Source organism: Caballeronia pedi (genome assembly GCF_001544915.2).
Classification (GTDB): Bacteria; Pseudomonadota; Gammaproteobacteria; order Burkholderiales; family Burkholderiaceae; genus Caballeronia; species Caballeronia pedi.
On record NZ_FCOE02000039.1, the window covers coordinates 45,538 to 69,544 of the forward strand.

Here is a 24,007-nt window from a genome sequence, read left to right on the forward strand (position 1 = left end):
GAAGTCACCTGCTTGAAAGCCCGCGTGGGGCGCGAAGAGCAAGACGCGCGGCGAGGATCACCCGCCGCGCTGTCGAAAAAGAGTTCAGCGGCGCGCCGCCAGCCCGACCGTCGTCGTCACGACGACGAGCGCGAAGACCGAGCACGCCAGCCATTCGAGCGTATCGCCATCGTGATACAGATCGACGATATTGCCGAGCATTCGCGCGACGACCGTCGCCAGTATGCCAGCGGCGATGGCCGTCCAGATGCGCCCCGCCGGCGCGCGCGCGACGCGTCCCGCACGCCGCAACGGATGCAGCCACCAGCCCGCCGCGCCGATCACCGCGCCGAGAAAAATCAGTCCGATCCAGCCCATCAGCGCGAGCGCTCCGTCGACATCGAATTAACAGCAAGGGACAGCGCGCATCGTGCGTGAATCATGGCGATAAGAGTCGGCTTGAAAGGATGCGGCGTTGCGTCGCGTGTAGCGGCTGAGTTTAGGGGGACGGGTTGGCAATGGCAAGACGGCGGCTCGGAGACATCCGCCACGCTTATTTTTGAGATCGATACGTGAACTATTTCGCGGCCTTGTCTGAGAAAAATTCGTTTTCCATGGTGTTAGACTGGGCCGCGCTGTAAGAAGTCCGCCATTCGAATTAGCAGAGTGCCGATTTGCTCGGCTTGATACACATGAGTAATGCCAGTCATATTTCACTTCGGGGCATCGAGTTTGTTGTCACATACCGTGGCGCGAGCCAGGAACGACGAGAAAACCTGCTCGGCACGCTCCGCTATCTGAATCGGACCTATTCGGATTACATCGTCTGGCTGATCGAGGCGGACGCGAGTCCGACCTTCTCCTGGCAACAACTGTCCGATCCGAAGATCCGTCATGTCTTCGTGCATGACACGGGGCGGTTTTCGCGCGCCCGCCTCGCCAATCTTGGCGCACGCATGTGCACGGGCCGAGTCATCTGTATTCACGACGCGGATATGATCGCCAATCCGAGATACATGAAGATGGCGGTCGATTCACTGATGGACGCGAATAACAGTGACGCGGTTTGCCCGTTTGCTCGCGTGGTGAACACCGCGGGCGAGCTTCGCCGCTCGTTTATCGAATCCGGCGACTATGACGAACTCGCGCCCTTTGCAGCGTCCGACGAAGCCGACTTACCGAACGGGATGTCCTCGCTCTACACAAACACCTCCGGAGCGCTGAATGTTTTCGTTCGCGCGGAATTCATTCGAATCGGCGGGTTCGATCCAGCCTTCGAAGGCTGGGGCGGCGAGGACGATGATCTGCTGCTGCGCGCCACCCGCCTGGGCGTCCGATGGCACACCCTGGCGGGCGCGGATTCGCTGTTGTTCCACATGCATCACGACACCGCAGTCCGCGCCGACTGGTTCGGCCTGCCGGAGGTGCAAGCGAATCGCAAGAAAGGATTCGAGTGCGGCGAAATACCGCTCCCTCAGGTTGAAGCGCGCGCGGCGGCACTGTCGAAGTACTTCAAATGACCGTGACAGCCGTGACGGCGGGCTGCCAGCGCCCATTCGACGCGCACGGAACGCTGCTCGCGCCCCAAATGCCACCTATAAATGAACAAATACGCAAAAGGCTATAATATTGGGCTATCTGAAAGGCCATCGGCTTAGGCCCAAAGCATCAGTCCAAAACAATGCAGCTCCTCACGATCGGAATCAATCACCACACTGCGCCTGTCGCCCTGCGCGAACGCGTGGCGTTTCCGCTCGAACAGCTTAAGCCTGCGCTGGGCGCACTGAAGGACATCTGGCTGGGCCCGCTCGCGAAGGCATCGCCCGAAGCGGCCATCCTTTCGACCTGCAACCGCACCGAACTCTACTGCGCCACTGACGACTCCGCCGCCCGCGAAGCCGCGCTTCAGTGGCTCTCGAAATACCACAATATCCCCGTTCCCGAGCTCGCGCCGCATGTCTATGCGCTGCCGCAGTCGGAAGCCGTGCGCCACGCGTTCCGCGTCGCCTCGGGGCTGGATTCGATGGTGCTCGGTGAAACGCAAATCGTCGGACAAATGAAGGATGCCGTGCGTACGGCGTCCGAAGCCGGCGCGCTCGGCACGTATCTGAACCAGTTGTTCCAGCGCACCTTCGCCGTAGCGAAGGAAGTACGCACGACGACCGAGATCGGGGCGCAGTCGGTGTCGATGGCCGCCGCCGCCGTGCGTCTCGCGCAGCGCATCTTTGAAAACATTTCGAGCCAGCGCGTGCTGTTCATCGGCGCGGGCGAAATGATCGAACTCTGCGCGACACATTTCGCCGCGCAGAATCCGCGCGAGCTGGTCGTCGCGAACCGCACGGCCGAGCGCGGCGAAAAGCTCGCGGGCCGCTTCAACGGCCGCGCGATTCCGCTTTCCGAACTGCCCGCTCGCATGCACGAGTTCGACATCATCGTGTCGTGCACGGCGTCGACGCTACCGATCATCGGTCTCGGCGCGGTCGAGCGTGCGGTGCGCGCACGCCGCCATCGCCCGATCTTCATGGTCGATCTCGCCGTGCCGCGCGACATCGAACCCGAAGTCGGCAATCTGCACGATGTTTTCCTGTACACCGTCGACGATCTCGGCGCGATCGTGCGTGAAGGCAACGCGTCGCGACAGGCTGCGGTCGCGCAGGCGGAAGCGATCATCGAAACGCGCGTCGCGAATTTCATGCAGTGGCTCGATGCGCGCAGCATCGTGCCGGTCATCCGCCACATGCACACGCAGGCGGACACGCTGCGCCGCGCCGAAGTCGAGCGCGCGCGCAAGATGCTCGCGCGCGGCGACGATCCCGCCGCCGTGCTCGAAGCGCTGTCGCAATCGCTCACGAACAAGCTGATTCACGGCCCGACGCACGCGCTCAACCGTGCGAGCCGCGAAGAGCGCAGCCAGCTCATCGACCTGATGAGTGGTTTCTACCGTCACGGCTCGTCGTCCGATTCGTCGGAACGTTAGCGGCCTTCTCTTTGCTATTCTCAAATGCCCCGCGCGGTTAGCGTGGCGGCTCCCTGATCGCAGTATTTCCTGGCGCTGACCGCGCCAATTCCGCCCGATGAAAACGAGCATGCAAAGCAAGCTCGACCAGCTTGCAAAACGGCAGGTCGATCTCAACGAACTGTTGAGCCGCGAAGACGTGACAGCCGATATGGATCAATATCGCAAGCTCACGCGCGAGCACGCGGAAATCAACCCGATCGTCGATCAATACGCGCTCTGGCGTCAGGCGCTGACCGACGAAGCCACCGCGCAGGAACTGCTCTCCGATCCGTCGATGCGCGATTTCGCCGAAGAAGAGATCGGCGAGGCACGCGAGCGCATGGTGAAGATCGAAGGCGAATTGCAGACGATGCTCTTGCCGAAAGATCCGAACGACGACCGCAACATCTTCATCGAAATCCGCGCGGGCACGGGCGGCGACGAGTCCGCGCTGTTCGCGGGCGATCTGCTGCGCATGTATCTGCGTTACGCGGAACGCAACCGCTGGACCGCCGAAACGATGTCCGAAAGCGTGTCCGATCTCGGCGGCTACAAGGAAGTGATCGTGCGGATCGCGGGACAAGGCGCGTATTCGCGGCTCAAGTTCGAATCAGGCGGGCATCGCGTGCAGCGCGTGCCGGCGACCGAAACGCAGGGGCGCATCCACACGTCGGCGTGTACGGTCGCGGTGATGCCGGAAGCCGATGAAATCAGCGAAGTGGTGATCAATCCGGCGGATTTGCGCATCGACACGTTCCGCGCGTCGGGCGCGGGCGGCCAGCACATCAACAAGACGGATTCCGCCGTGCGCGTGACGCACTTGCCGACGGGCATCGTCGTCGAATGTCAGGACGATCGCTCGCAGCACAAGAACAAGGATCGCGCGCTGAAAGTGCTCGCCGCGCGCATCAAGGACAAGCAGTCTCACGAGCAGCACGCGAAGGAAGCCGCGACGCGCAAGAGCCTGATCGGCTCGGGCGACCGCTCGGAACGCATCCGCACGTACAACTTCCCGCAAGGGCGCATGACGGATCACCGCATCAACCTGACGCTCTACAAGCTCGAATACATCATGGACGGCGATCTCGACGAAATGATCGCCTCGCTGGTTTCGGAGCATCAGGCCGAGCTGCTTGCCGCGCTCGGGGAAACCGAGTGAGCAACGCGGCCGACTTGCTGCGCACTGCCGGACTGCCGCCGCTCGAAGCGCGCATCCTGCTCATGCATGTGCTCGGCTGGCGGCGCACGGAACTCATCACGCGTGATCTCGAACCGCTCGATCCGGACGCCGTCGCGCGCTTCGAAGCGCTGTGCGCGCGCCGCGTGAAGGGAGAACCGATCGCGCAACTGACCGGCAAGCGCGAGTTCTTCGGCCTCGAATTCGACGTGACGCCGGACGTGCTGATTCCGCGCCCGGAAACCGAATTGCTCGTGGAACTTACGCTCGAAGCCGTCGCCGATACGCCGAACGCGCGCGTGCTCGATCTCGGCACGGGAACCGGCGCAATCGCGATTTCGATCGCCCACGCGCGCCCCGATGCGCGCGTGTGGGCCGTCGATCGCTCGAACGCGGCGCTCGATGTCGCGCGCGGCAATGCGCGCGCGCTTCTCGATACGGCACGCGCGGGCGGCCCGGTCTCATTCGTTCAAAGCGACTGGACGGGCAACGTCGATCCATCGTTGCTGTTCGAGGCGATCGTCAGCAATCCGCCGTATATCGCGAGCGACGATCCGCATCTCGAACAAGGCGACTTGCGCTTCGAGCCGCGCGGCGCGCTCACCGACGACGCCGACGGCTTGTCCGCGCTCCGCACGATCATCGGGAACGCGCCGTTTCTGCTGGCGAATCGCGGCGCGTTGTGGCTCGAACACGGCTACGATCAGGCCGATGACGTGCGTGCGCTGCTCAAGGCTCGCGGCTTCACCGAGGTGCGCTCGATGCGCGATCTCGCGGGCATCGAACGCTGCTCGGGCGGACTTTTCACGGCCTGAGCGCCGGACCGCGATCAGCCCGCGAAACCGAAATCCGCTATCATTTCAACCATCAATCCACCGACTTCAAGCGCAGGAACGCCATGGACACGCAAGAACGCATCAAGCAGATCGTCGATCAGAACCCGGTCGTCCTCTTCATGAAGGGCACCGCGCAATTCCCGATGTGCGGTTTCTCCGGCCGCGCCATTCAGGTGCTCAAGGCATGCGGCGTCGATCAGATCAAGACCGTGAACGTCCTCGAAGACGATGAGGTTCGCCAGGGCATCAAGCAATTCTCCAACTGGCCGACCATTCCGCAGCTTTACGTGAACGGCGAGTTCATCGGCGGTTCGGACATCATGATGGAGATGTATCAGTCGGGCGAGTTGCAACAGCTTTTCGCCGCCGCCTGAGTTTTTTCAAGTGAGCGCGCCCGCTGCCGCAAAGCGACGGCTCATCGTCGCGATGACCGGTGCAACGGGCGCGATCTACGGCGTGCGTCTGCTCGAAACGCTGCGCCGGCTGGGCGGCGTCGAGACGCATCTGCTCGTTTCCAGCGCCGGCTGGCTCAATATCCAGCACGAACTCGATCTCGACAAAGCGACCGTCCACGCGCTGGCCGATGTCGTCCACAGCGTGCGCGACGTCGGCGCGAGCATCGCCTCGGGGTCCTTCGCGACCGACGGCATGGTCGTCGCGCCCTGCTCGATGCGCACGCTGGCGAGCGTCGCACACGGTCTCTCCGACAATCTCATCACCCGCGCCGCCGACGTCGTGTTGAAAGAACGCCGCCGTCTCGTGCTGCTCGTGCGCGAAACGCCGTTCAATCTCGCGCATCTGCGCAACATGACGGCCGTCACCGAAATGGGCGGCGTGATCTTCCCGCCGCTGCCCGCGTTCTATCACAAGCCTGCGACCATCGACGACATGGTCGATCACACGGTCACGCGCGTCATCGACCTGTTTGGTGTTGCGCAGCCGGTCGCTGCCGCCTGGCAAGGACTTCGCAGCGAAACCGACTGATATCCGACGATTGACAACAACGACGACACAATCCGTTGCCGATTGAGCCGTTTATCAACCCGACTCGCGGCCCTACATTCATGGCAACCCAAAAGGAATTTTCGCCGCCATGAACCGACTTCCCACCGTTTTCATTTCCCACGGCGCACCGACATTGCCGATCGACCCGTCGATGCCGTCCGCCGAGTTCGCCTCGCTCGCACGAACGCTGCCGCGTCCGCGCGCCATTCTGATGTTGTCCGCGCACTGGGGCACAGCGCAGCCCGTGGCGAGCAGCGCCGAGCGGCCCGAAACGATCCACGATTTCTACGGATTTCCGCGCGCGCTCTACGAACTGCGCTATCCGGCGCCCGGCGCGCCCGAACTGGCGAAGCGCGCCGCCGCCTTGCTCGGACAACAGGATATTCCCGCCGCGACGACCGATCACGGCCTCGATCACGGCGCGTGGGTGCCGTTGTTGCTGATGTTCCCGGACGCCGATGTGCCCGTCGCGCAGCTATCGATCCAGCCGCGGCTCGACGCCGCGCATCATTTCCGCATCGGCCGCGCGCTGCGCGATCTGCGTGATGACGGCGTGATGATCGTCGGTTCGGGGCAGATCACGCATAATCTGCGCATGGCCGATTTCAGCGCGCGGCCCGAAGACGCCGATCCGCGCGTGACCGAATTCACCGACTGGTTCGAGGGCCGGATGGCCGAACGCGACATCGACGCCCTGCTCGACTATCGCGCCCGCGCGCCGCACGCCGCGCTCATGCATCCGACCGACGAGCATCTGCTGCCCGTCTTCAGCGCGCTCGGCGCGGCGGCGGATGATTATCGGCTTGGTGTCCAGTCGCTCGGCACGTTCCAGCGCGCGCTTGCCATGACGAACTACGTTTTCACGGACGATTGAGCCCGAAGCGCCCTGAAAACAAAAAGCCCGCCTGATCGCTCAGGCGGGCTTTTTTGCGGAACGGAGAAACTCACGCGCCGACTTCGTGAAGAATGTCGTCGCGGCTTTCGCGCTCGTCGAGGTACGTCGTGCGATAGCCCGTGTGCACGCCCCAGTAGTAGAAGATCAGCGCCAGCACGGCCACCGCGGCCATATCCCAACCGTACGGCAGCAGTCCGCTGCCGCCGAAATCCTTGCTGCCGATCAGCGACATAACCGCCATCGACGGCAGATAGGTCACGAGCCACCACGCCGCCTTTAAATCGCGGCCCCAGCCCGCAAAGCCAGTCCTGCTCTGAAAATAGAAATAGACCGGCAGCGCGACGACCATCAGCAGAATGATCTCGCCGGTCAACGGCCATTTCGCCCAGAACAGCACAAGCGACGCGCAAACGAACGCGAACGGCGCGATTACGCACATCAGCGGCAGCTTGAGCGGACGCTCGATATCCGTGGCCGAGCGGCGCAGCGACATCAGGCTGACGGGGCCAGTGAGATACGAGATGACGGTCGCGACCGAGATCACCGCCGCGAGCGAACTCCAGCCACGGAAGAAGAACAGAAAGACGAACGCGACGCACAGGTTGAACCACATCGCCGGACGCGGCACGCCGTAGAACGGATGCACGGCGCCGAAGATCTTCGGCATCGTATTGTTACGCTGCATCGCGTAGATCATGCGGGTGGTCGTCGCCATGTAGGTCGTGCCGGTGCCGCTCGGGCTGACGAATGCATCAACGTAAAGCATGATCGCGAGCCAGTTCAGATTCAGCGCGAGCGCGAGTTCCGCGAACGGCGACGCGAAGTTGAAATGCGACCAGCCCTTCATCACGTCGGCCGGATTCACCGCGCCGATATACGCGACCTGCAGCAGCACGTAGATCACGAGCGCAAGCAGGATCGAGCCGATCACGGCGAACGGCACGCTGCGCGACGGGTTCCGCGCCTCGCCGGCGAGGTTGATCGGGCTCTGGAAGCCGTTGAAGCTGAATACGATGCCGCTCGTCGCCACCGCCGTCAGCACGGCCGGCCAGCCGTACGGCGCGAAATCGGACGTGGTGCCGAAGTTCTCCGCATGAAAGCCGGTGAAGACAAGGCCCGCGATCGTCGCGCCGGGAATCAGAAACTTGAAGATCGTGATCGCGGAATTGGCGCGCGCGAACACTTTCACGCCCCAATAGTTCAGCATGAAGTAGACGATCACCAGCAACGCCGAGAGCGCGATGCCCATCGGCGTGAGCGACTCGTTGACGAACAGCGCGTGCGCCCAGTCATACGGCCAGGTGCTCATGTATTGAATCGACGCTTCGGCTTCAATGGGAATCACCGAGACGATCGCGATCCAGTTGGCCCACGCGCTGATGAAACCGACCAGCGCGCCGTGCGAGTAGCGCGCGTAGCGCACCATGCCGCCGGATTCAGGGAACATCGCGCCGAGCTCGGCGTAGGTCAGTGCGATCGCCAGAATGACGACCGCGCCGATCACCCACGCGACGATCGCAGCCGGCCCGGCGATCTTCGCGGCTTTCCACGCGCCGAACAGCCAGCCCGATCCGATGATGGACCCGAGGCCGGTCAGCAACAGGGCCATCGGCCCGATATTTCTTTGTATCGAACTCTTCAAACTCTCTCTCCAGTGTCTCGCGCCACGCGCTTATCGACGGGAAATGCCGGTCATCTTTTCGACCGTCCGACGCCGCCGGTGCAACCGTTTAAGTCGGCGCGTAGTTTACCGGTTGCACCTTTCGATTGCAGTGCACGCTGAGAAAAAGTTCGCCCCAATTTGGTGTTTTTGTAGGCTGTTCGCGTCCGAAATTGCAAGTCTTGTAAATTTTGCTTACGTATCTCGAAAAAATCCCTTCGGAGTTGTCGGATATTAATTGACCCAGAAATCGTTTCGCCGTATAAAGCTTCTTGCAGGATTTCAAGTGGCGAGTGAATTGGTCTTTTCGAGTTCGCCATCACGGTACTCCGGTTGGTCCCATTGCCCCTTCCTTGATTTTCCGCACCCTTGGGCTTCGGCCTTATTCATCAATTTTTTGGAATACGTAACATGGAAACCGGTACCGTCAAGTGGTTCAATGACGCAAAGGGCTTTGGCTTCATCACTCCGGATGGCGGCGGCGAAGATCTGTTCGCGCACTTCTCGGAAATCCGCATCGAAGGCTTCAAGACGCTTCAGGAAAACCAAAAGGTTTCCTACGAAGTGAAGACTGGCCCGAAGGGCAAGCAAGCAGCAAACATCAAGCCGGTCTAAGACCCGCTACGATTTGTGCAGAAAACCCCGCCTAGGCGGGGTTTTCTTTTTTCTTGCGCTGGATACGAGAGGCGTCACGCGAACACGCGTTGGGCGTAGATCCCGAGTCCCTTCGCCACGCTCGCGAGACGATCGCCGAACACCGGCTGCGCGGCGGGAAACGCCGCCGACAGCGCTTCCGACAGGAACCGCAGCCCCGTCGTCCCACCCGTGAAATAGATCGCGTCCACGCCTTCGGGCGCCACGCCCGCCCGTTTGAGCGTTTCCTGCGCCGCCTCGACGATCCGACGTGTCTCGTCCGCTCCGGCCGCGATCAGTTGCGCCTCGTCGAAAGCGACGCGCAGCGCTTCTTCCACCTCTTCCATATCGATTTCGGTCGTGCCGCCCGCCGCCACGTCGATCTTCGCTTCTTCCGCGTGCGCCGTCAGCGCGTGACCGAGCCGCCGATCCACGACACGCATCAGGCGGTCGTGATGGCGCGTGTCGGTGTAGAGATGGCGCATCAGTTGCAGTTCGCTCACGCGCTTCGGCGTGTAAACCGTGTTGATCAGATGCCAGGTCGCGAGATCGAAGTACACGGGGCTAGGCAGTTCGCGTCCTTTGGGATCGAGCGCCTGATAGCCGAGTTCGCGCAGCACGGTCACGAGTTCCACGCGGCGGTCGAAGTCCGTGCCGGCGACGTGTACGCCGTGATGCGCGAGCACGTCGTCCTTGCGCTCCAGACGATGCGCGCGCTCCGGGCCGACGCGCACGAGTGAAAAGTCCGACGTACCGCCGCCGATATCCGCGACCAGCACGAGCCCTTCTTTCGCGAGGCCCGCCTCGTAATCGAAGGCGGCGGCGATCGGTTCGTACTGGAAATGGATGTCGCGCAAGCCGACCGCGTGCGCGCACGCTTCGAGCTGCTTTTGCGCGAGATGGTCGGCGCGCGGATCGTCGTCGACGAAAAAGACGGGACGGCCGAGCACCGCGCGAGTGAGCGGCTCGGCGGCGAGCGCCTGCGCCTTCTGCTTCAGATGCTCCAGAAAGAGCGTGATGACGTCGGTGTATTTGATCGCCGAGCCATCGCCGAGGTCTGTGCTGTTGTCCGCGAGCGGCGAGCCCAGAATGCTCTTCATCGAACGCATCAGACGGCCGTCGAAGCCGTCGATGTACGCCTCCAGCGCCGCGCGGCCATATGACTGGTTGTTCTCGTCGGTGTTGAAGAAGACGGCGGTGGGCAGCGTGGTCGCCTCGCCTTCGACGGGCGCAAGCCGGATCGACAGGCCGTCAGGAAGAGCAACGGCGGAATTCGACGTGCCGAAGTCAATCGCGCAATAAGTCATGGGCATCGGCGGCGTCGATCGAGGACGCCACAATCAAACATGGACGGCGTTTTTAACACGTTCCGGGACGTGCATCAATCGCATTCAGGATATTTTTAAACCATTGAGTCGATTCGACAAAAGCGGAATGTAACTTGCTCGCCAAGCGGCAATTTATTCACTCGCTTGCGTGCGTGATCTCAGTAAAGCACGCTTCAGTCCCATGAGCGAAAGCGAATTCGCCGTGCACGAGGAGAATCGTTTGAACGACAACGCCGGCGCGCGCCCCGCCATCATCGAAACGGATTTGCCTGGACGCCTCGACCGACTGCCGTGGGGCCGTTTTCACACGCTGATCGTGCTCGCGCTCGGCATCACCTGGTTGCTCGACGGACTCGAAGTGACGCTGGCCGGCGCGGTCGCGAGCGCGCTCAAAACGAGCCCGGCGCTGCAATTCTCCAATGCGGATGTCGGCATCGCGGGCAGCGCGTATATCGCGGGCGCGGTGCTCGGCGCGCTCGGCTTCGGCTGGCTCACGGACCGGCTTGGTCGCCGCAAGCTGTTTTTCATCACGCTCTTTCTCTACGTGGCCGCCACCGCCGCGACCGCGTTCTCGTGGAACCTCGCGACCTTCGTGCTGTTTCGCTTTCTGACGGGCGCGGGCATCGGCGGCGAATACACGGCGATCAACTCGACGATTCAGGAGTTCACTCCGGCCCGCCTGCGCGGCTGGACCGATCTCGCGATCAACGGCACCTTCTGGATCGGCGCAGGCATCGGCGCGGCGGGTTCGATCGTGCTGCTCGATCCCGGCCTGCTGCCGCCCGACTGGGGCTGGCGCGCGTGCTTTCTGATCGGCGCGGCGCTCGGACTCGCGATTCTGCTCATGCGGATGTGGGTGCCGGAAAGCCCGCGCTGGCTCATCACGCACAACCGCGCGGAAGAAGCGAAGCAGATCGTCGAGGATATCGAAGCGCAGTTCCGGCAACACGGCGTCGAGATTCCGGATACGCCGATCAAGCCGCTGCGCCTGCATGCGCGCGAGCACACGCGGCTAAGCGAAGTCGTGCACACGCTCTTCAAGGCGCATCGCAGCCGTTCGCTCGTCGGACTCACGCTCATGACGGCGCAGGCCTTCTTCTACAACGCGATCTTTTTCACGTATGCCCTCGTGCTGACCGACTTCTATCACGTGCCAGGCGATCACATCGGCTGGTACGTGCTGCCGTTCGCGGCGGGAAATTTTCTCGGCCCGGTGCTGCTCGGCAAGCTGTTCGACGTGCTCGGCCGGCGCAGGATGATCGCGTTCACGTATGCGATTTCCGGCGTGCTGCTCACCGTGAGCGGCTGGATGTTCATGCAGGGCATGCTCACCGTGACGGCGCAGACCATCGCATGGATGGTGATTTTCTTCTTCGCGTCGGCGGCGGCGAGTTCGGCTTATCTGACGGTGAGCGAAACCTTTCCGCTGGAGATTCGCGCGCTCGCCATCGCGGTTTTCTACGCGTTCGGCACGGCGCTCGGCGGCATCATCGGGCCGACGCTGTTCGGGCAACTGATCGATACCCATCAGCGCGGCGCCGTGTTCGTGGGCTATCTGATCGGCTCGCTGCTCATGATCGCGGCGGCGGTCGTCGCCGGTATCTGGGGCGTCGCGGCCGAGCGCAAGTCGCTTGAAGATGTCGCTCGCCCGCTCTCGGCCGCGGACGAGCATTGAGCGTTCCGTCTTATTCGAACGCCTTGTCCCAGCCGCCTTCGAACGCGGTCTCGCTCAGCGTCTTGCGCGCGCGCGGCGCCGCTTCGCGCTCGCGCAACGCTTCGTCGAGCTGATGGACGTCGCCGTGATGGCCGATCGCGATCATCGCGATGATCTCCACCTCCGACGGAATCGAAAACGCCTGACGGAACGCGTCGCGATCGAAACCGCCCATCTGATGCGTCGCCAGCCCCAGCGCGTGCGCCTGAAGCACGAGCGCCATCGCGGCCGCACCGGTGTCGTAGGTCGCGGTGCGGTTCGTGTCGCCCTTCGGGGTGAGCGTCGACGCCGTCACGCAGACGAGCAACGGCACGCTGACATTCCACTTCTGGTTCGACGGCGCGAGTGTGTCGAACGCGCGCTTGAACGCGGCTTCGTCGCGATGGCGGTCGAACGCGATGAAGCGCCACGGCTGCAGATTGTTCGACGACGGCGCCCAGCGCGCCGCTTCGAGCAGACGATGCAACTGCGCACGCTCGATCGGCGCATTGGAGAAGGCGCGCGGACTCCAGCGGCCGGCGATCAGTTCGTGGATGTCGACATCGGTTGGAGCGGGCTTCGTGGTCATGTTCGATCCTCGTTGGCGTGATGAAAGGCAAACGGCGCGCATCGGCCAACGATGCGCGCCGTTCCAGGCGACAAGGATAACAAGCGCGCGTGCAGCGCCTCAGGTCGCGGCGACGCCTATCGACCGGTTCGCACGATTGATGCGCAACACCGTGACCGCCGCGACGAGGCACAGGCCGCCCGAAATCATCGTCGCGATGGTGTAGCTGCCGAGACTCGAGCGCAACATGCCGCCGCCGAGCGCCGCGAACGCCGCGCCCAGTTGATGCCCCGCGACGATCCAGCCGAACACGATCGGCGCGGATTCCTTGCCGTAGACGTCGGTGGCGAGGCGCACCGTCGGCGGCACGGTGGCGATCCAGTCGAGACCGTAGAACACCGCGAACAGCGGCAGGCCGAAGAAATCGATGCCGAACGCGTACGGCAGATAGATCAGCGACAGCCCGCGCAGCCCGTAGTACCAGAACAGCAGCACGCGCGCGTTGAAGCGGTCCGAGAGCCAGCCGGAGAGCGTCGTGCCGAAGAGATCGAAGATGCCCATCGCGGCGAGCAGCGTAGCGCCTTGCACCTGCGTCATGCCGTAATCCGAGCACATCGCGATCAGGTGCGTGCCGACATAACCGTTGGTGCTCGCGCCGCAGACGAAAAAACTGAAGAACAGCAGCCAGAAATCGCGCGTCTTGCTGGCCGATGCGAGCGTGGAGAACGCGACCTTGATCGGATTCTTCGGCGGCGACACCGCGGCGGGAGGCAAATCTGCGTGTTCGCCGATGGGGCGCAGCGAGAGATCGACGGGACGCTCGGGCAGCAGCCACGCGACGAGCGGCAGCACGACCGCCACCGCCGCCGCGACCACGAACACGACCGGACGCCAGCCGAAGCGCTCGGAAATCGACGCGAGAAGCGGCAGGAACACCAGTTGGCCGGTTGCGGAGCTGGCGGTGAGAATGCCCATCGCGAGTCCGCGATGGGTCGTGAACCAGCGGTTCACGATCGTCGCCGACAGGGTGAGCGCGGCGACGCCCGTCGCGCTGCCGACCATCACGCCCCAGACCAGCACCATTTGCCACGGCTCGGTCATCATCGACGAGAGGCCGACGCCCGCAGCAAGCGTCGCGATCGCGGCGAGCACGGTCGGGCGCACGCCGAAGCGCTGCATCGCCGCCGCCGCAAACGGACCGGCGAGACCGTAGAGCGCGAGGTTGATTGAAATCGCCAGCGAAATCGTGCCGCGCGACCAGCCGAACTGCTTTTCGAGCGGCAACATCATGACGCTCGGCGTCGCGCGCGTGCCCGCCGCCGCCAGCAGCACGAAAAACACGACGCCCACCGCGACCCAGCCATAATGTATCCGGCCGTTCAGCCGTCTCGCTACCCAGTTCATCGCTGCTCCGTTTCGGTGATTTTTGCCTGTGGCGATATCTTTCGTTACCGCTCTGTCACATCAGAGTTGCGAGCTTAGTTACCGATCGGTAACATGTCAAGCGTGCAGCAGAAATTTTCGAGGGAGCGACTTTGACACGATCACCTGCAGACGCGCCGAAAACCCACGCCCGCCGCAGCATCCGCACCGACGCCGCCACGGCGCAAGAGCAGTTGCTCGATGCGGCGCAGGAACTGTTCTATCGCGACGGCATCCGCGCGATCGGCGTCGATGCCGTCGTGGAGCGCGCGGGCGTCAACAAGATGAGCCTGTACCGGCAGTTCGCGTCGAAGGACGAGCTGGTCGTGGCCTATCTGGAGCGCATGGACGAAGGATTTCGGCGGCGCTTCGAGGCGAGCGTCGCGAAACATCCGGGCGAGCCGGCCAGTCAGATGATTCAGGCGCTGGAGGACCTGGTGAAGCGGGCGTCGTCGCCGGACTATCGCGGCTGCCCTTTTTTGAACATCGCGTGCGAATTCGGCGATCCGGCGCATCCCGCGCGGCAATCGGTCGAGCGCAACAAAAGTTACCTGATGACACGCCTCGTCGAGATGTCGACGGCCGCCGGAGCGGATAATCCGGTTGAACTGGCGGAATCGCTCGCGTTGCTGGTCGACGGCATCTATGCGACGAGCCAGACCTACGGCCCCGGCTCGGGCCCGCTGCGCGCGGCGCCGCGCATCGCGCGCGTGTTGATCGCCGCGGCGTGTACCGCGCATCGCAAACAGGAAGGTTCATGACTGACAGCAGCACCCGCGACGACGTGATCGCGGCGACTCGACACTGGCTCACCCGCGCGGTGATCGGCCTCAATCTGTGCCCGTTCGCGAAGAGCGTGCATGTCAAAAACCAGATTCGCTATGTGGTGAGCGAGGCGCGCGGCGTGGACGATCTGGTCGTCGAACTGACCGACGAACTGCGTCTGCTGCGCGACACGGACCCCGACGCCATCGACACCACGCTTTTCATCACGCCGCACGCGTTCGCCGATTTCGCCGACTACAACGACGCCCTTTTCTTCGCCGAACGTCTGCTCGACCAGCTCGGGCTTGCGGGCGAATTGCAGATCGCGAGCTTTCATCCGCACTATCGGTTCGAAGGCGCCGCGCCCGACGATATCGACAACTACACGAATCGCGCGCCGTATCCGATCTTTCATCTGCTGCGCGAAGCGAGCATCGATCGCGCCGTCGACGCGTTTCCCGAGGCATCCGAAATTTACGAACGCAATATCGAAACGCTGCGCCGTCTCGGGCACGAAGGCCTCGACGCGTGGATGAAAGACAAATCCTGATTAGTCCGCCGGCGTGAAGAAGCGCGCGCGCAGTTCGTCCAGCCCGAGCGTTTCGAGCACGTCCGAGAGCCTTTGCGCAGGCCGGCCGCGCGGCAAATCCTTGAATTGCGCGATGATGAGCTCGTTCTTCATCGAGTGCTCCCAGCCGACGAGTTCCGTCACGCTCACCTGATAGCCATGCGATTCGAGTTGCAGGCAGCGCAGCACGTTCGTGATCTGGCTCCCAAATTCCCGCGTGTGCAGCGGATGCCGCCACATTTCCGTCAGTACGTTCTTCGAAAGCGAGTGGCCCTTGTTCTTGCGCAGCACCGAGGCCACTTCGGCCTGACAGCACGGCACCACGACGATGTACTTCGCTTTCTTCTGCAGAGCGAACTGGATCGCGTCGTCGGTGGCGGTATTGCACGCGTGCAGCGCCGTCACGACATCGATCGAATCGGGCAGACGATCCGAATCGATTGATTCGGCCACCGACAGATTCAGGAATGACATCCCTGTAAACCCGAGGCGTTCCGCCAATTCTTCGGATTTTTTTACGAGCTCCTCGCGCGTCTCGATTCCAAAGATGTGTGACCGATCGCGCAGAGTCTTGAAGAAGAGATCGTAGAGAATGAACCCAAGATAGGACTTGCCTGCGCCATGGTCGACGAGTGATACGGCCCCTTGATGCGCATGCACGTCGGCGAGAAGCGGTTCGATGAACTGATAGAGGTGATACACCTGCTTCAGTTTGCGACGGCTGTCCTGGTTCATCTTGCCGTCGCGCGTGAGGATATGGAGTTCCTTCAGCAGTTCGATCGACTGGCCTGGACGGATATCGTGTTTGGTGGAGGGGTCGGGCGTGCCCGGAGCCAACGCGGGAGACTTCCTGGTCATTGTGAAGGTATGGTGAATAAAAATGCGGAGCAGTTCGCGCCGAATGTGCGCTAACCGCTGGTTCTGCCGTCTCAAAAGGGGAAGTTTACCCAAAAGCGCAAAGACGCTCTTGTTCCAGCCACAGGCTCGTCACCCGAAGGTGTGACGCCAGAACGGATGGAACAGTTCGTGCATCGTCCGACAATGAGGCCATTGGAAGAGACGACACGGCGTGGCCCGGGCCGCGCACCGATCAGCAAGCAGGAGCAACACGCCAGTAGCAAGCCGCGCCTCGACACGTGCAACGTCGTCACCCGCGCCAACCTTGCTACGTAACACCTAACACACAGCGCGGCGAATGCGACTCGCCGGCGCCATGAACATGAGAGGACGGCAATGGATGCGATCCCCGACAAGAAAGCAGAAAAACAGTTTCAGGAGATGCTCGCGGCACTGACCGCGATGCCCGCGTGGAGCGAAAAGCAACAGCTCGAACTGGAAATGGCTCGAGAGATTTCCGTGGAAATGTTGCGCCTCGCCGAGTCGATGCGCGACGGCTCCACCGACATCGAGACGTGCCTGACGATGCTGAAGTACGCCAAGGTGATGGACTTCGTCCTGACGACGCTCGCTTCGCGCCGGGATATCGCGCCGCAGACGCTGCGCGTCATCTTCAAGCTGGCGGGTCTCAAGGTTGATGAGGCCTATCCGGGCTGACGCGATTGTCTTCCCGAAACCGGCGCGCATTCCGGATGCGCGCCGGCGTCAGCTTTTGCGTCTCGTCATCAGGCGCGCCGCGGACTGACGCATGTGCCTCTGCATGGCGGCTTGCGCCTGGATTGCGTCGCGCGCTTCGAGCGCTTCCAGAATCTCGCGATGCTCGCCGAGCGCCGCCGCCCACGTTTCTTCCCCTTCGAAGTGTCCGCGCAGCGTCGATGACAACGGGCTATGCCGTTCGTCGTACAGGCTGCCGACCGTGCGCACCAGCACGTCGTTGCCGGTCATCTGCGCAATCGCGATGTGAAACGCGCGGTCGGCGCTCATCGGCACCTGGCCGTTCGCGACTTCGCGCGCCATCGTCTCGTACACCGCACGCAGCGTCTTCAACTCCTTCGGCTTCGCAAACGGCGCGACGCTCGCCGCAATCGCGCCCTCGATCACGCTGCGCGCGTTCATGATTTCGATCGGGCTTTCGCCCAGTTCCGCTTCCGCGGTCGGCGGCTTGGCGGCCGGCGTCGCGACGATATACACGCCCGAGCCCATGCGAATCTCGACGCGCCCTTCCAGTTCGAGCGCGACCAGCGCCTCGCGCACCGAGGGCCGCGACACGCCGAGCGTCAGAGCGAGTTCGCGCTCCGACGGCAAACGGCCGTTGGGCGCGAAATCCTGCTGTTCGATCAATCCGCGCAGCTTGTCGGCGATCTGAAGATAGAGGCGGCGCGTTTCGGCTGGTTTCACGCTCACGTGCTGGCTCCTGCTTTTTGTCTCGGGGAAAACGTGGATTGTAATCAGCGGAAGGGCCGACGCGCCGCATGGCGGGCATTTGCCGTTCTCAGACCGCTTACAAGTGGCTTGACCAATTCCATTTCAAGACACTAGTATGCAATCCGGTAAGGCCAGGTGGCCGATTTTTTTTCGCCGATCTGGAACCGTTCCCACTTGAATCAGCACCGAGCCGTCGCGACGAGCGGCACGCGCAAACATGAACAATCCAATCCTCCAATTCGGCACGAGCCGGTTTCTGCAGGCGCATGTCGACTTCTTCGTCACCGAAGCAGCGCGGCGCGACCCGTCGAAGGCGCTCGGCAAGATCACCGTCGTGCAGACCACCGCCAGCGCCGACAGCCGCGCGCGCGTCGACGCGCTGCGATCGTCCGGGCGTTATCCGGTGCGCATCCGCGGCCGTCGCCGTGACGAAACCGTCGATACGACCGTCGAATGCGATTCGATCACCGAAGCGCTGCACGCGAACGATGACTGGCCCTTGCTGATCGAGCGCGTGAAGCACGACGTAAAAGTGATCGTCTCGAACACGGCGGACGCGGGCTACGCACTCTTCGATGAAGACCGCGCCGATCTGCTCGACGGCCGGCACACTCCGCGCGGGTTCGCGGCAAAACTCGCGGTCCTGCTCCATGCGCGATATCGGGCGGGCGCCGCGCCGATCACGCTTCTGCCCTGCGAACTGGTTTCGCGCAACGGCGATACGTTGCGCGATCTGGTCATCGGCGTGGCGCGCGGCTGGAAGGTCGACGAGGCCTTCATCGGCTATCTGACGAAAAATTGTGTGTGGGTGAATTCGCTCGTGGACCGGATCGTGTCCGAGCCGATCCAGCCGGTCGGCGCGATCGCGGAGCCGTACGCGCTGTGGGCGATCGAGCGCCAGGCCGGCATGGTGCTGCCGTGCGAGCACGAGGACATCGTCGTTACCGACGATCTCGCGCACTACGAACGCCTCAAGCTGCTGATGCTGAATCTCGGACACACGATGCTCGCGGAAATCTGGCGCACGCGCGACGGCGCTCCCGACATGACCGTGCTCGACGCGATGCGCGATCCGGCCTGGCGCGAGCCGCTCGAAGCGACGTGGCGGGACGAAGTGCTGCCGGTGTTCGCGGCGCTCGGCAAGCACGACATCGCGGCCGACTATCTCGCGAGCGTGCGCGATCGCTTCGAAAACCCGTTTCTCGTGCATCGGCTCGCGGATATCGCGCGCAATCACGACGAGAAAAAGCTGCGCCGCTTTCAGCCGGTCATCGATCTCGCGCGCGAGATGAACCTCGATATCGAGCAGAAGCGTCTGCACGACGCGCTCAACGCGCGCTGAACACGTTTTCCCTGAATCACGCCTCGCCGCGCCGGCATCGCGGATCGAGTCGGAATACACGAAGTGCCGCCCATTGAGGAGACAAACGATGCGCAAAATGCGTTGGGTAGTGATATTTCTGGCTTTTCTGGCAATCGCGATCAATTACATCGACCGCGCGAACCTCGCGGTCGCCGCGCCGCAGATCGAAAAAGCGCTCGGCATCGGCCCTGCGGAAATGGGCTTCATCCTGAGCGGCTTCTTCTGGAGCTATGCGCTCATGCAGATGCCGTTCGGCTGGTTCGTCGATCGCGTCGGTGCGCGCATCGCGCTGCCGCTGGCGGTAGGCTGGTGGTCGGTGTTCACGGCGCTGACCGCCGTCGCGACGAGCGTCGTCGGCATGTTCGGCTGCCGTCTGATGCTGGGCATCGGCGAAGCGGGCGCGTATCCGTCGTGCGCCAAGCTCGTGTCGCAATGGTTCAAGAAGGAACAGCGCGCGTTCGCAACCAGCATCTTCGATAGCGGCTCGCGCGTCGGCTCGGCGCTGTCGATTCCGGTCGTCGCCCTCATCATCAGTTCGTTCGGCTGGGAAGCGTCGTTCGTCATCACCGGCGTGATCGGCTTCGTGTGGATTCTCGGCTGGTTCCTGATCTACCGTAACAAGTCGAAGGGCGATCTGACCGGCGAAACCGATGTCGCGCCGGTGCCGGTCGCGCCGAAGAACAAGGTGTCGTGGGCGTCTCTTTTCAAGTACCGCACGCTGTGGGGCATGATGCTCGGCTTCTTCTGCCTGAACTTCGTGATCTACTTCTTCATCACCTGGTTCCCGAGCTATCTCGTGCAGGCGCACGGCTTCTCGCTGAAATCGCTCGGCACGCTCGGCACGATTCCCGCGCTGATGTCGATTCCGGGCGGCTGGCTCGGCGGCTATGTGTCGGACTCGCTGTTCCGGCGCGGCTGGAGCCTGACCGCCGCGCGCAAGACCTGCATGGTCGGCGGCATGCTGCTTTCGTCGGTCATCACGCTTTCCGCGTTTGCGACCAACGTCTATCTGATGCTCGCATTCTTCGGCATCGCGTACGCCAGCCTCGCGTTTGCGGCCGCCAGCATCTGGTCGCTGCCGAGCGACGTCGCGCCGACGCCGGATCACGTCGCGTCGATCGGCGGCATTCAGAACTTCGCGTCGAACCTGGCGGGTATCGTCATCACGACCTTCACCGGCGTGATGCTCTCGATCACCAAGGGCTCGTTCGTGATTCCGCTGTGTGTCGCGGGCGGCTTCTGCTTCCTCGGCGCGTTCAGCTATCTTGTAATCGTAGGCAAGATCGAACCGCTCAATCTTGCCGAAGAAGAGCAAGCACAGCGCGACAACCGCGCACCTTCCACGGTCTGAGAACAAAACCATGTCCACCACATCCACCGACCATGCGGTCATCCGGCTGCATCCCAACGACGACGTCGTGATCGCGACGCGTCAGTTGCTCTCCGGCGCGCGCATCGCGTCGGAGGATCTCGTCGTCGCCGGGCTGATTCCGCCGGGACACAAAATCGCGACCCGCGATATCGCCGCGGGCGCGCCCGTGAAGCGCTACAACCAGATCATCGGCGTGGCGCGCGAGGCGATTTCGCGCGGACAGCACGTGCACACGCACAATTTGTCGATGGCCGATTTCGCGCGCGAGCACGAGTTCGGCGTCGATCTGCATCCGACGCCGTTCGTCGATGCGCCCGCGACGTTCATGGGCATCCGCCGCGATGACGGCCGCGTGGCGACGCGCAATTTCGTCGGCGTGCTGACGAGCGTGAACTGCTCGGCGACGGTGGCGCGTGCGATCGCGGATCACTTCCGTCGCGATGTGCATCCGGAAGCGCTCGCGGATTATCCGAACGTCGATGGCGTGATCGCGCTGACGCATGGTCTCGGATGCGGCATCGACATGCAGGGCGAAGGGCTCGGCATCTTGCGCCGCACGCTCGCGGGTTACGCGGTGCATCCGAATTTTCATTCGGTGCTGTTCGTCGGGCTGGGGTGCGAGACCAATCAGATTTCGGGCGTGCTCGAATCGAGCGGCCTGAAGGACGGCGAAAAGCTGCACAGCTTCACGATTCAGGACAGCGGCGGCACGCGGAAGACGATCGAGCGCGGCATCGCGATCGTGCAGGAAATGCTCGCCGATGCGAATCGCGTCAAACGCGAGCCGGTGCCGGCTTCACATTTGATCGTCGGATTGCAGTGCGGCGGGTCCGATGGTTATTCGGGCATTTCGGCCAATCCCGCGCTCGGCGCGGCGGTCGACAAGCTCGTCGCGCACGGCGGCACGGCGATTCTGTCGGAGACGCCGGAAGTCTATGGCGCGGAGCATTTGCTGACGCGTCGCGCGGTGAGCCGCGAGGTCGGCGAAAAATTGCTCGCACGTATCACGTGGTGGGAAGAGTATTGCGCACGCAATGGTGCGGCGATGGACAACAATCCTTCGGCGGGCAACAAGGTCGGCGGTTTGACGACGATCCTCGAAAAGTCGCTCGGCGCGGTCGCGAAGGGCGGGACAACGAATCTCGTCGAAGTGTATGAGTACGCTCAGCGCATCGATGCGAAAGGCTTCGTGTTCATGGACTCGCCCGGCTACGATCCGATGTCGGCGACGGGCCAGGTTGCATCGGGCGCGAATCTGATCTGCTTCACGACGGGTCGCGGCTCGGCCTACGGATGCGCGCCCTCGCCTTCGCTCAAGCTCGCGACGAACAGCGCGTTGTGGGAGCGGCAGGAAGAGGACATGGATATCAACTGCGGCGGCGTGATCGACGGCTCCGCGACCATCGAGCAGCTCGGTGAGCAGATCTTCCAGATGATGCTGGACTGTGCGTCAGGCGTGGCGTCGAAGAGCGAACTGCACGGGTATGGGCAGAGCGAGTTCGTTCCGTGGCAGGTCGGCGTGGTGACCTGATCGAAAGGCGCATCGCTTTTGCGGATGCGCCTTTTTTCTTCTTCAGGCGGTTGCCGCGTGCTGCGCCATCATCTGCAGCGCCACCGCCTCGGCGACTTCGATGCCATCGATGGCCGCCGAATAGATCCCGCCGGCATAACCCGCGCCCTCGCCTGCCGGATACAAACCGTCGACGTTGACGCTCTGATAATCGTCCTTACGACGCACGCGAATCGGTGAAGACGTGCGCGTCTCGACGCCGGTCAATACGGCATCGTGCATCGCGAAACCGTTGATCTTCTTGTCGAGTTCGGGCAAGGCTTCGCGGATCGCTTCGATCACGTAATCGGGCAGTGCGGTGCTCAAGTCGGTCGGCTTCACGCCCGGCTTGTACGAAGGAACGACCGAACCAAGCGATGTCGAAGCGCGACCCGCGACGAAGTCGCCAACGAGTTGGCCCGGCGCGCTGTAGTCGCCGCCGCCCAGTTCGAACGCGCGCTCTTCCCACTTGCGCTGAAACGCGATGCCCGCGAGCGGGCCGCCGGGAAAGTCGTCCGGCGTGATGCCGACGACGATGCCCGCATTCGCATTACGCTCGGCGCGCGAATACTGGCTCATGCCGTTGGTCACGACGCGGCCCGGCTCGGAAGTCGCCGCGACGACCGTGCCGCCCGGGCACATGCAGAAGCTGTAGACCGCGCGACCGTTGCTGCAGTGATGGACCACTTTGTAGTCGGCCGCGCCCAGCTTCTCGTGACCGGCAAATTTGCCGAAGCGGCTTCGATCGATCAAACCTTGCGGATGCTCGATGCGAAAGCCTAGCGAGAACGGTTTGGCTTCCATGTACACGCCGCGGTCGTGCAGCATCTGGAAGGTGTCGCGTGCGCTATGGCCGACGGCCAGCACGACGTGATCGCAGCGCAGCGTTTCGCCGGTCGAAAGCGTGAGTCCGCGCACCTTGCCGTTGTCGATGTCGATGTCTTCGACCCGCTGCTGGAATCGCACTTCGCCGCCGAGCTGGTGTATCTGCGCGCGCATCTTCTCGACCATGCTCACGAGCCGAAACGTGCCGATGTGCGGTCGGCTCAAGTACAGAATGTCCTCGGGCGCGCCTGCCTTGACGAATTCGTCGAGCACCTTGCGACCGTAGTGCTTCGGATCCTTGATCTGGCTGTACAGTTTGCCGTCCGAAAACGTGCCGGCGCCGCCTTCACCGAACTGCACGTTCGACTCCGGGTTGAGCTCGTTGCGTCGCCAGAGACCCCATGTGTCCTTGGTACGCTCACGCACGGCCTTGCCGCGCTCGAGGATGATCGGGCGGAAGCCCATCTGCGCGAGAATCAGGCCGGCGAAAAGCCCGCACGGCCCCATGCCAATGACGACGGGGCGCAGCAGTGTCGATTGCGCAGGCGCCTTGGCCACGAAGCGATACGCCATGTCCGGGGTTGCGCCGCAATGCAGATGAGGACGCGATTCAAGACGCTTCAACACCGACGCTTCGTCTTGCAACTCGACATCGATGATGTAGGTGAGTTTGATATCGGCGCGCTTGCGGGCATCGTGTGCACGACGAAATACGTGAAAGCTCACGAGTTCGTTCGCGCCAACCCCGATCTCCGCGAGACGCGCGAGAACAGCAGATTCGATAGCCGATTCGGGATGATCGAGCGAGAGCTTGATTTCGCTTAGACGTAGCATGGGAGATCGACGGCATGGGCCGTTCTTGAGGAATACGTGTGGGATTCTAGCGCTTGCGCAGCGGGCGGATCGTTGCTTCGCTGTCGTGCGTGCCCAAACGCAAAAACCCCACCTTTTCGGGGTGGGGTTTTTGTTTGGAGCATGAGGAGCCTGACGATTACCTACTTTCACACGGGAGCTCCGCACTATCATCGGCGTGGAGTCGTTTCACGGTC

General features: G+C 62.9%; 23 protein-coding genes. 15 read left to right on the plus strand and 8 right to left on the minus strand.

Translation table 11 applies throughout. From position 1 onward, the window contains the following. Positions 1–84 precede the first annotated feature (84 nt). Entirely contained in the window at positions 85–357 is a 273-nt protein-coding gene (locus AWB80_RS34720) for a hypothetical protein (protein WP_061179175.1), read from the minus strand. Positions 358–671: 314 nt separating this feature from the next. Here AWB80_RS34720 and AWB80_RS34725 point away from each other — a divergent pair, with 314 nt between their 5' ends. From AWB80_RS34725 to AWB80_RS34755, 7 genes are all read left to right on the plus strand, one after another. Then, positions 672–1,499 carry a galactosyltransferase-related protein gene (locus AWB80_RS34725; RefSeq protein ID WP_061179176.1) on the plus strand — a complete coding sequence of 276 codons (828 nt, stop codon included), beginning with the start codon at positions 672–674 and terminating at the stop codon, positions 1,497–1,499. A gap of 161 nt (positions 1,500–1,660) precedes the next feature. After that, complete coding sequence (gene hemA, locus AWB80_RS34730) at positions 1,661–2,956, plus strand: glutamyl-tRNA reductase (protein ID WP_061179177.1); 1,296 nt, start codon at positions 1,661–1,663, stop codon at positions 2,954–2,956. A gap of 97 nt (positions 2,957–3,053) precedes the next feature. Further along, on the plus strand, positions 3,054–4,136 hold the full coding sequence (gene prfA, locus AWB80_RS34735; RefSeq protein ID WP_061179178.1) for a peptide chain release factor 1: 1,083 nt from the start codon (positions 3,054–3,056) through the stop codon (positions 4,134–4,136). Next, positions 4,133–4,969 (plus strand): peptide chain release factor N(5)-glutamine methyltransferase, encoded by an 837-nt coding sequence (gene prmC / locus AWB80_RS34740; protein ID WP_061179179.1) that lies wholly within the window; start codon positions 4,133–4,135, stop codon positions 4,967–4,969. Before prfA ends, prmC begins: the two co-directional genes overlap by 4 nt. Before the next feature lie 83 nt (positions 4,970–5,052). Beyond that, positions 5,053–5,364, plus strand: a complete 312-nt coding sequence (gene grxD, locus AWB80_RS34745) for a Grx4 family monothiol glutaredoxin (RefSeq protein WP_061179180.1) — start codon at positions 5,053–5,055, stop codon at positions 5,362–5,364. A gap of 10 nt (positions 5,365–5,374) precedes the next feature. Next, positions 5,375–5,974: a UbiX family flavin prenyltransferase gene (locus tag AWB80_RS34750; RefSeq protein WP_087131826.1), complete on the plus strand. Its 600-nt coding sequence runs from the start codon at positions 5,375–5,377 to the stop codon at positions 5,972–5,974. 109 nt (positions 5,975–6,083) lie between these two features. After that, a complete protein-coding gene (locus tag AWB80_RS34755) occupies positions 6,084–6,869 on the plus strand; it encodes a DODA-type extradiol aromatic ring-opening family dioxygenase (protein WP_061179181.1) in 786 nt (261 codons plus the stop codon). Positions 6,870–6,939: 70 nt separating this feature from the next. On the opposite strand, the gene AWB80_RS34760 is transcribed toward AWB80_RS34755, so the two are convergent. Then, complete coding sequence (locus tag AWB80_RS34760) at positions 6,940–8,532, minus strand: APC family permease (RefSeq protein ID WP_087131827.1); 1,593 nt, start codon at positions 8,530–8,532, stop codon at positions 6,940–6,942. Between the two features lie 429 nt (positions 8,533–8,961). Here AWB80_RS34760 and AWB80_RS34765 point away from each other — a divergent pair, with 429 nt between their 5' ends. After that, the gene (locus AWB80_RS34765; RefSeq protein ID WP_007000074.1) at positions 8,962–9,165 is read left to right on the plus strand and encodes a cold-shock protein; all 204 of its coding nucleotides are present in this window, start codon (positions 8,962–8,964) and stop codon (positions 9,163–9,165) included. Positions 9,166–9,239: 74 nt separating this feature from the next. Here AWB80_RS34765 and AWB80_RS34770 read toward each other — a convergent pair whose 3' ends face one another. Continuing rightward, positions 9,240–10,490 (minus strand): Hsp70 family protein, encoded by a 1,251-nt coding sequence (locus AWB80_RS34770; protein WP_061179183.1) that lies wholly within the window; start codon positions 10,488–10,490, stop codon positions 9,240–9,242. Between the two features lie 202 nt (positions 10,491–10,692). Here AWB80_RS34770 and AWB80_RS34775 point away from each other — a divergent pair, with 202 nt between their 5' ends. Further along, positions 10,693–12,186 carry an MFS transporter gene (locus tag AWB80_RS34775; protein ID WP_061179184.1) on the plus strand — a complete coding sequence of 498 codons (1,494 nt, stop codon included), beginning with the start codon at positions 10,693–10,695 and terminating at the stop codon, positions 12,184–12,186. A gap of 10 nt (positions 12,187–12,196) precedes the next feature. On the opposite strand, the gene AWB80_RS34780 is transcribed toward AWB80_RS34775, so the two are convergent. After that, complete coding sequence (locus tag AWB80_RS34780; RefSeq protein ID WP_061179185.1) at positions 12,197–12,793, minus strand: nitroreductase family protein; 597 nt, start codon at positions 12,791–12,793, stop codon at positions 12,197–12,199. 99 nt (positions 12,794–12,892) lie between these two features. Next, entirely contained in the window at positions 12,893–14,176 is a 1,284-nt protein-coding gene (locus AWB80_RS34785) for an MFS transporter (protein WP_061179186.1), read from the minus strand. Between the two features lie 131 nt (positions 14,177–14,307). Here AWB80_RS34785 and AWB80_RS34790 point away from each other — a divergent pair, with 131 nt between their 5' ends. Further along, positions 14,308–14,955, plus strand: a complete 648-nt coding sequence (locus AWB80_RS34790; RefSeq protein ID WP_061179187.1) for a TetR/AcrR family transcriptional regulator — start codon at positions 14,308–14,310, stop codon at positions 14,953–14,955. Next, on the plus strand, positions 14,952–15,509 hold the full coding sequence (locus AWB80_RS34795) for a DUF1415 domain-containing protein (RefSeq protein WP_061179188.1): 558 nt from the start codon (positions 14,952–14,954) through the stop codon (positions 15,507–15,509). The genes AWB80_RS34790 and AWB80_RS34795 overlap by 4 nt, the downstream gene beginning before the upstream one ends. On the opposite strand, the gene AWB80_RS34800 is transcribed toward AWB80_RS34795, so the two are convergent. Further along, positions 15,510–16,385: a class I SAM-dependent methyltransferase gene (locus AWB80_RS34800; RefSeq protein ID WP_061179189.1), complete on the minus strand. Its 876-nt coding sequence runs from the start codon at positions 16,383–16,385 to the stop codon at positions 15,510–15,512. A gap of 375 nt (positions 16,386–16,760) precedes the next feature. Between AWB80_RS34800 and AWB80_RS34805 the strand changes: the two genes are divergently transcribed. Next, positions 16,761–17,081: a hypothetical protein gene (locus AWB80_RS34805; protein WP_061125643.1), complete on the plus strand. Its 321-nt coding sequence runs from the start codon at positions 16,761–16,763 to the stop codon at positions 17,079–17,081. Positions 17,082–17,129: 48 nt separating this feature from the next. On the opposite strand, the gene AWB80_RS34810 is transcribed toward AWB80_RS34805, so the two are convergent. Then, positions 17,130–17,828, minus strand: a complete 699-nt coding sequence (locus AWB80_RS34810; RefSeq protein WP_061179190.1) for a FadR/GntR family transcriptional regulator — start codon at positions 17,826–17,828, stop codon at positions 17,130–17,132. 238 nt (positions 17,829–18,066) lie between these two features. On the opposite strand from AWB80_RS34810, the gene AWB80_RS34815 reads away from it, so the two are divergent. The 3 genes from AWB80_RS34815 to AWB80_RS34825 all read left to right on the plus strand — a co-directional run bounded on the left by AWB80_RS34815 (position 18,067) and on the right by AWB80_RS34825 (position 22,115). Then, the gene (locus AWB80_RS34815) at positions 18,067–19,191 is read left to right on the plus strand and encodes a mannitol dehydrogenase family protein (protein ID WP_061179191.1); all 1,125 of its coding nucleotides are present in this window, start codon (positions 18,067–18,069) and stop codon (positions 19,189–19,191) included. Positions 19,192–19,279: 88 nt separating this feature from the next. Then, positions 19,280–20,563 (plus strand): MFS transporter, encoded by a 1,284-nt coding sequence (locus AWB80_RS34820; RefSeq protein WP_061179192.1) that lies wholly within the window; start codon positions 19,280–19,282, stop codon positions 20,561–20,563. 10 nt (positions 20,564–20,573) lie between these two features. Next, the gene (locus AWB80_RS34825) at positions 20,574–22,115 is read left to right on the plus strand and encodes a UxaA family hydrolase (protein ID WP_061179193.1); all 1,542 of its coding nucleotides are present in this window, start codon (positions 20,574–20,576) and stop codon (positions 22,113–22,115) included. A 42-nt stretch (positions 22,116–22,157) separates the two neighbouring features. Here AWB80_RS34825 and AWB80_RS34830 read toward each other — a convergent pair whose 3' ends face one another. Continuing rightward, the gene (locus tag AWB80_RS34830; protein ID WP_061179194.1) at positions 22,158–23,792 is read right to left on the minus strand and encodes an NAD(P)/FAD-dependent oxidoreductase; all 1,635 of its coding nucleotides are present in this window, start codon (positions 23,790–23,792) and stop codon (positions 22,158–22,160) included. Positions 23,793–24,007 lie beyond the last annotated feature (215 nt).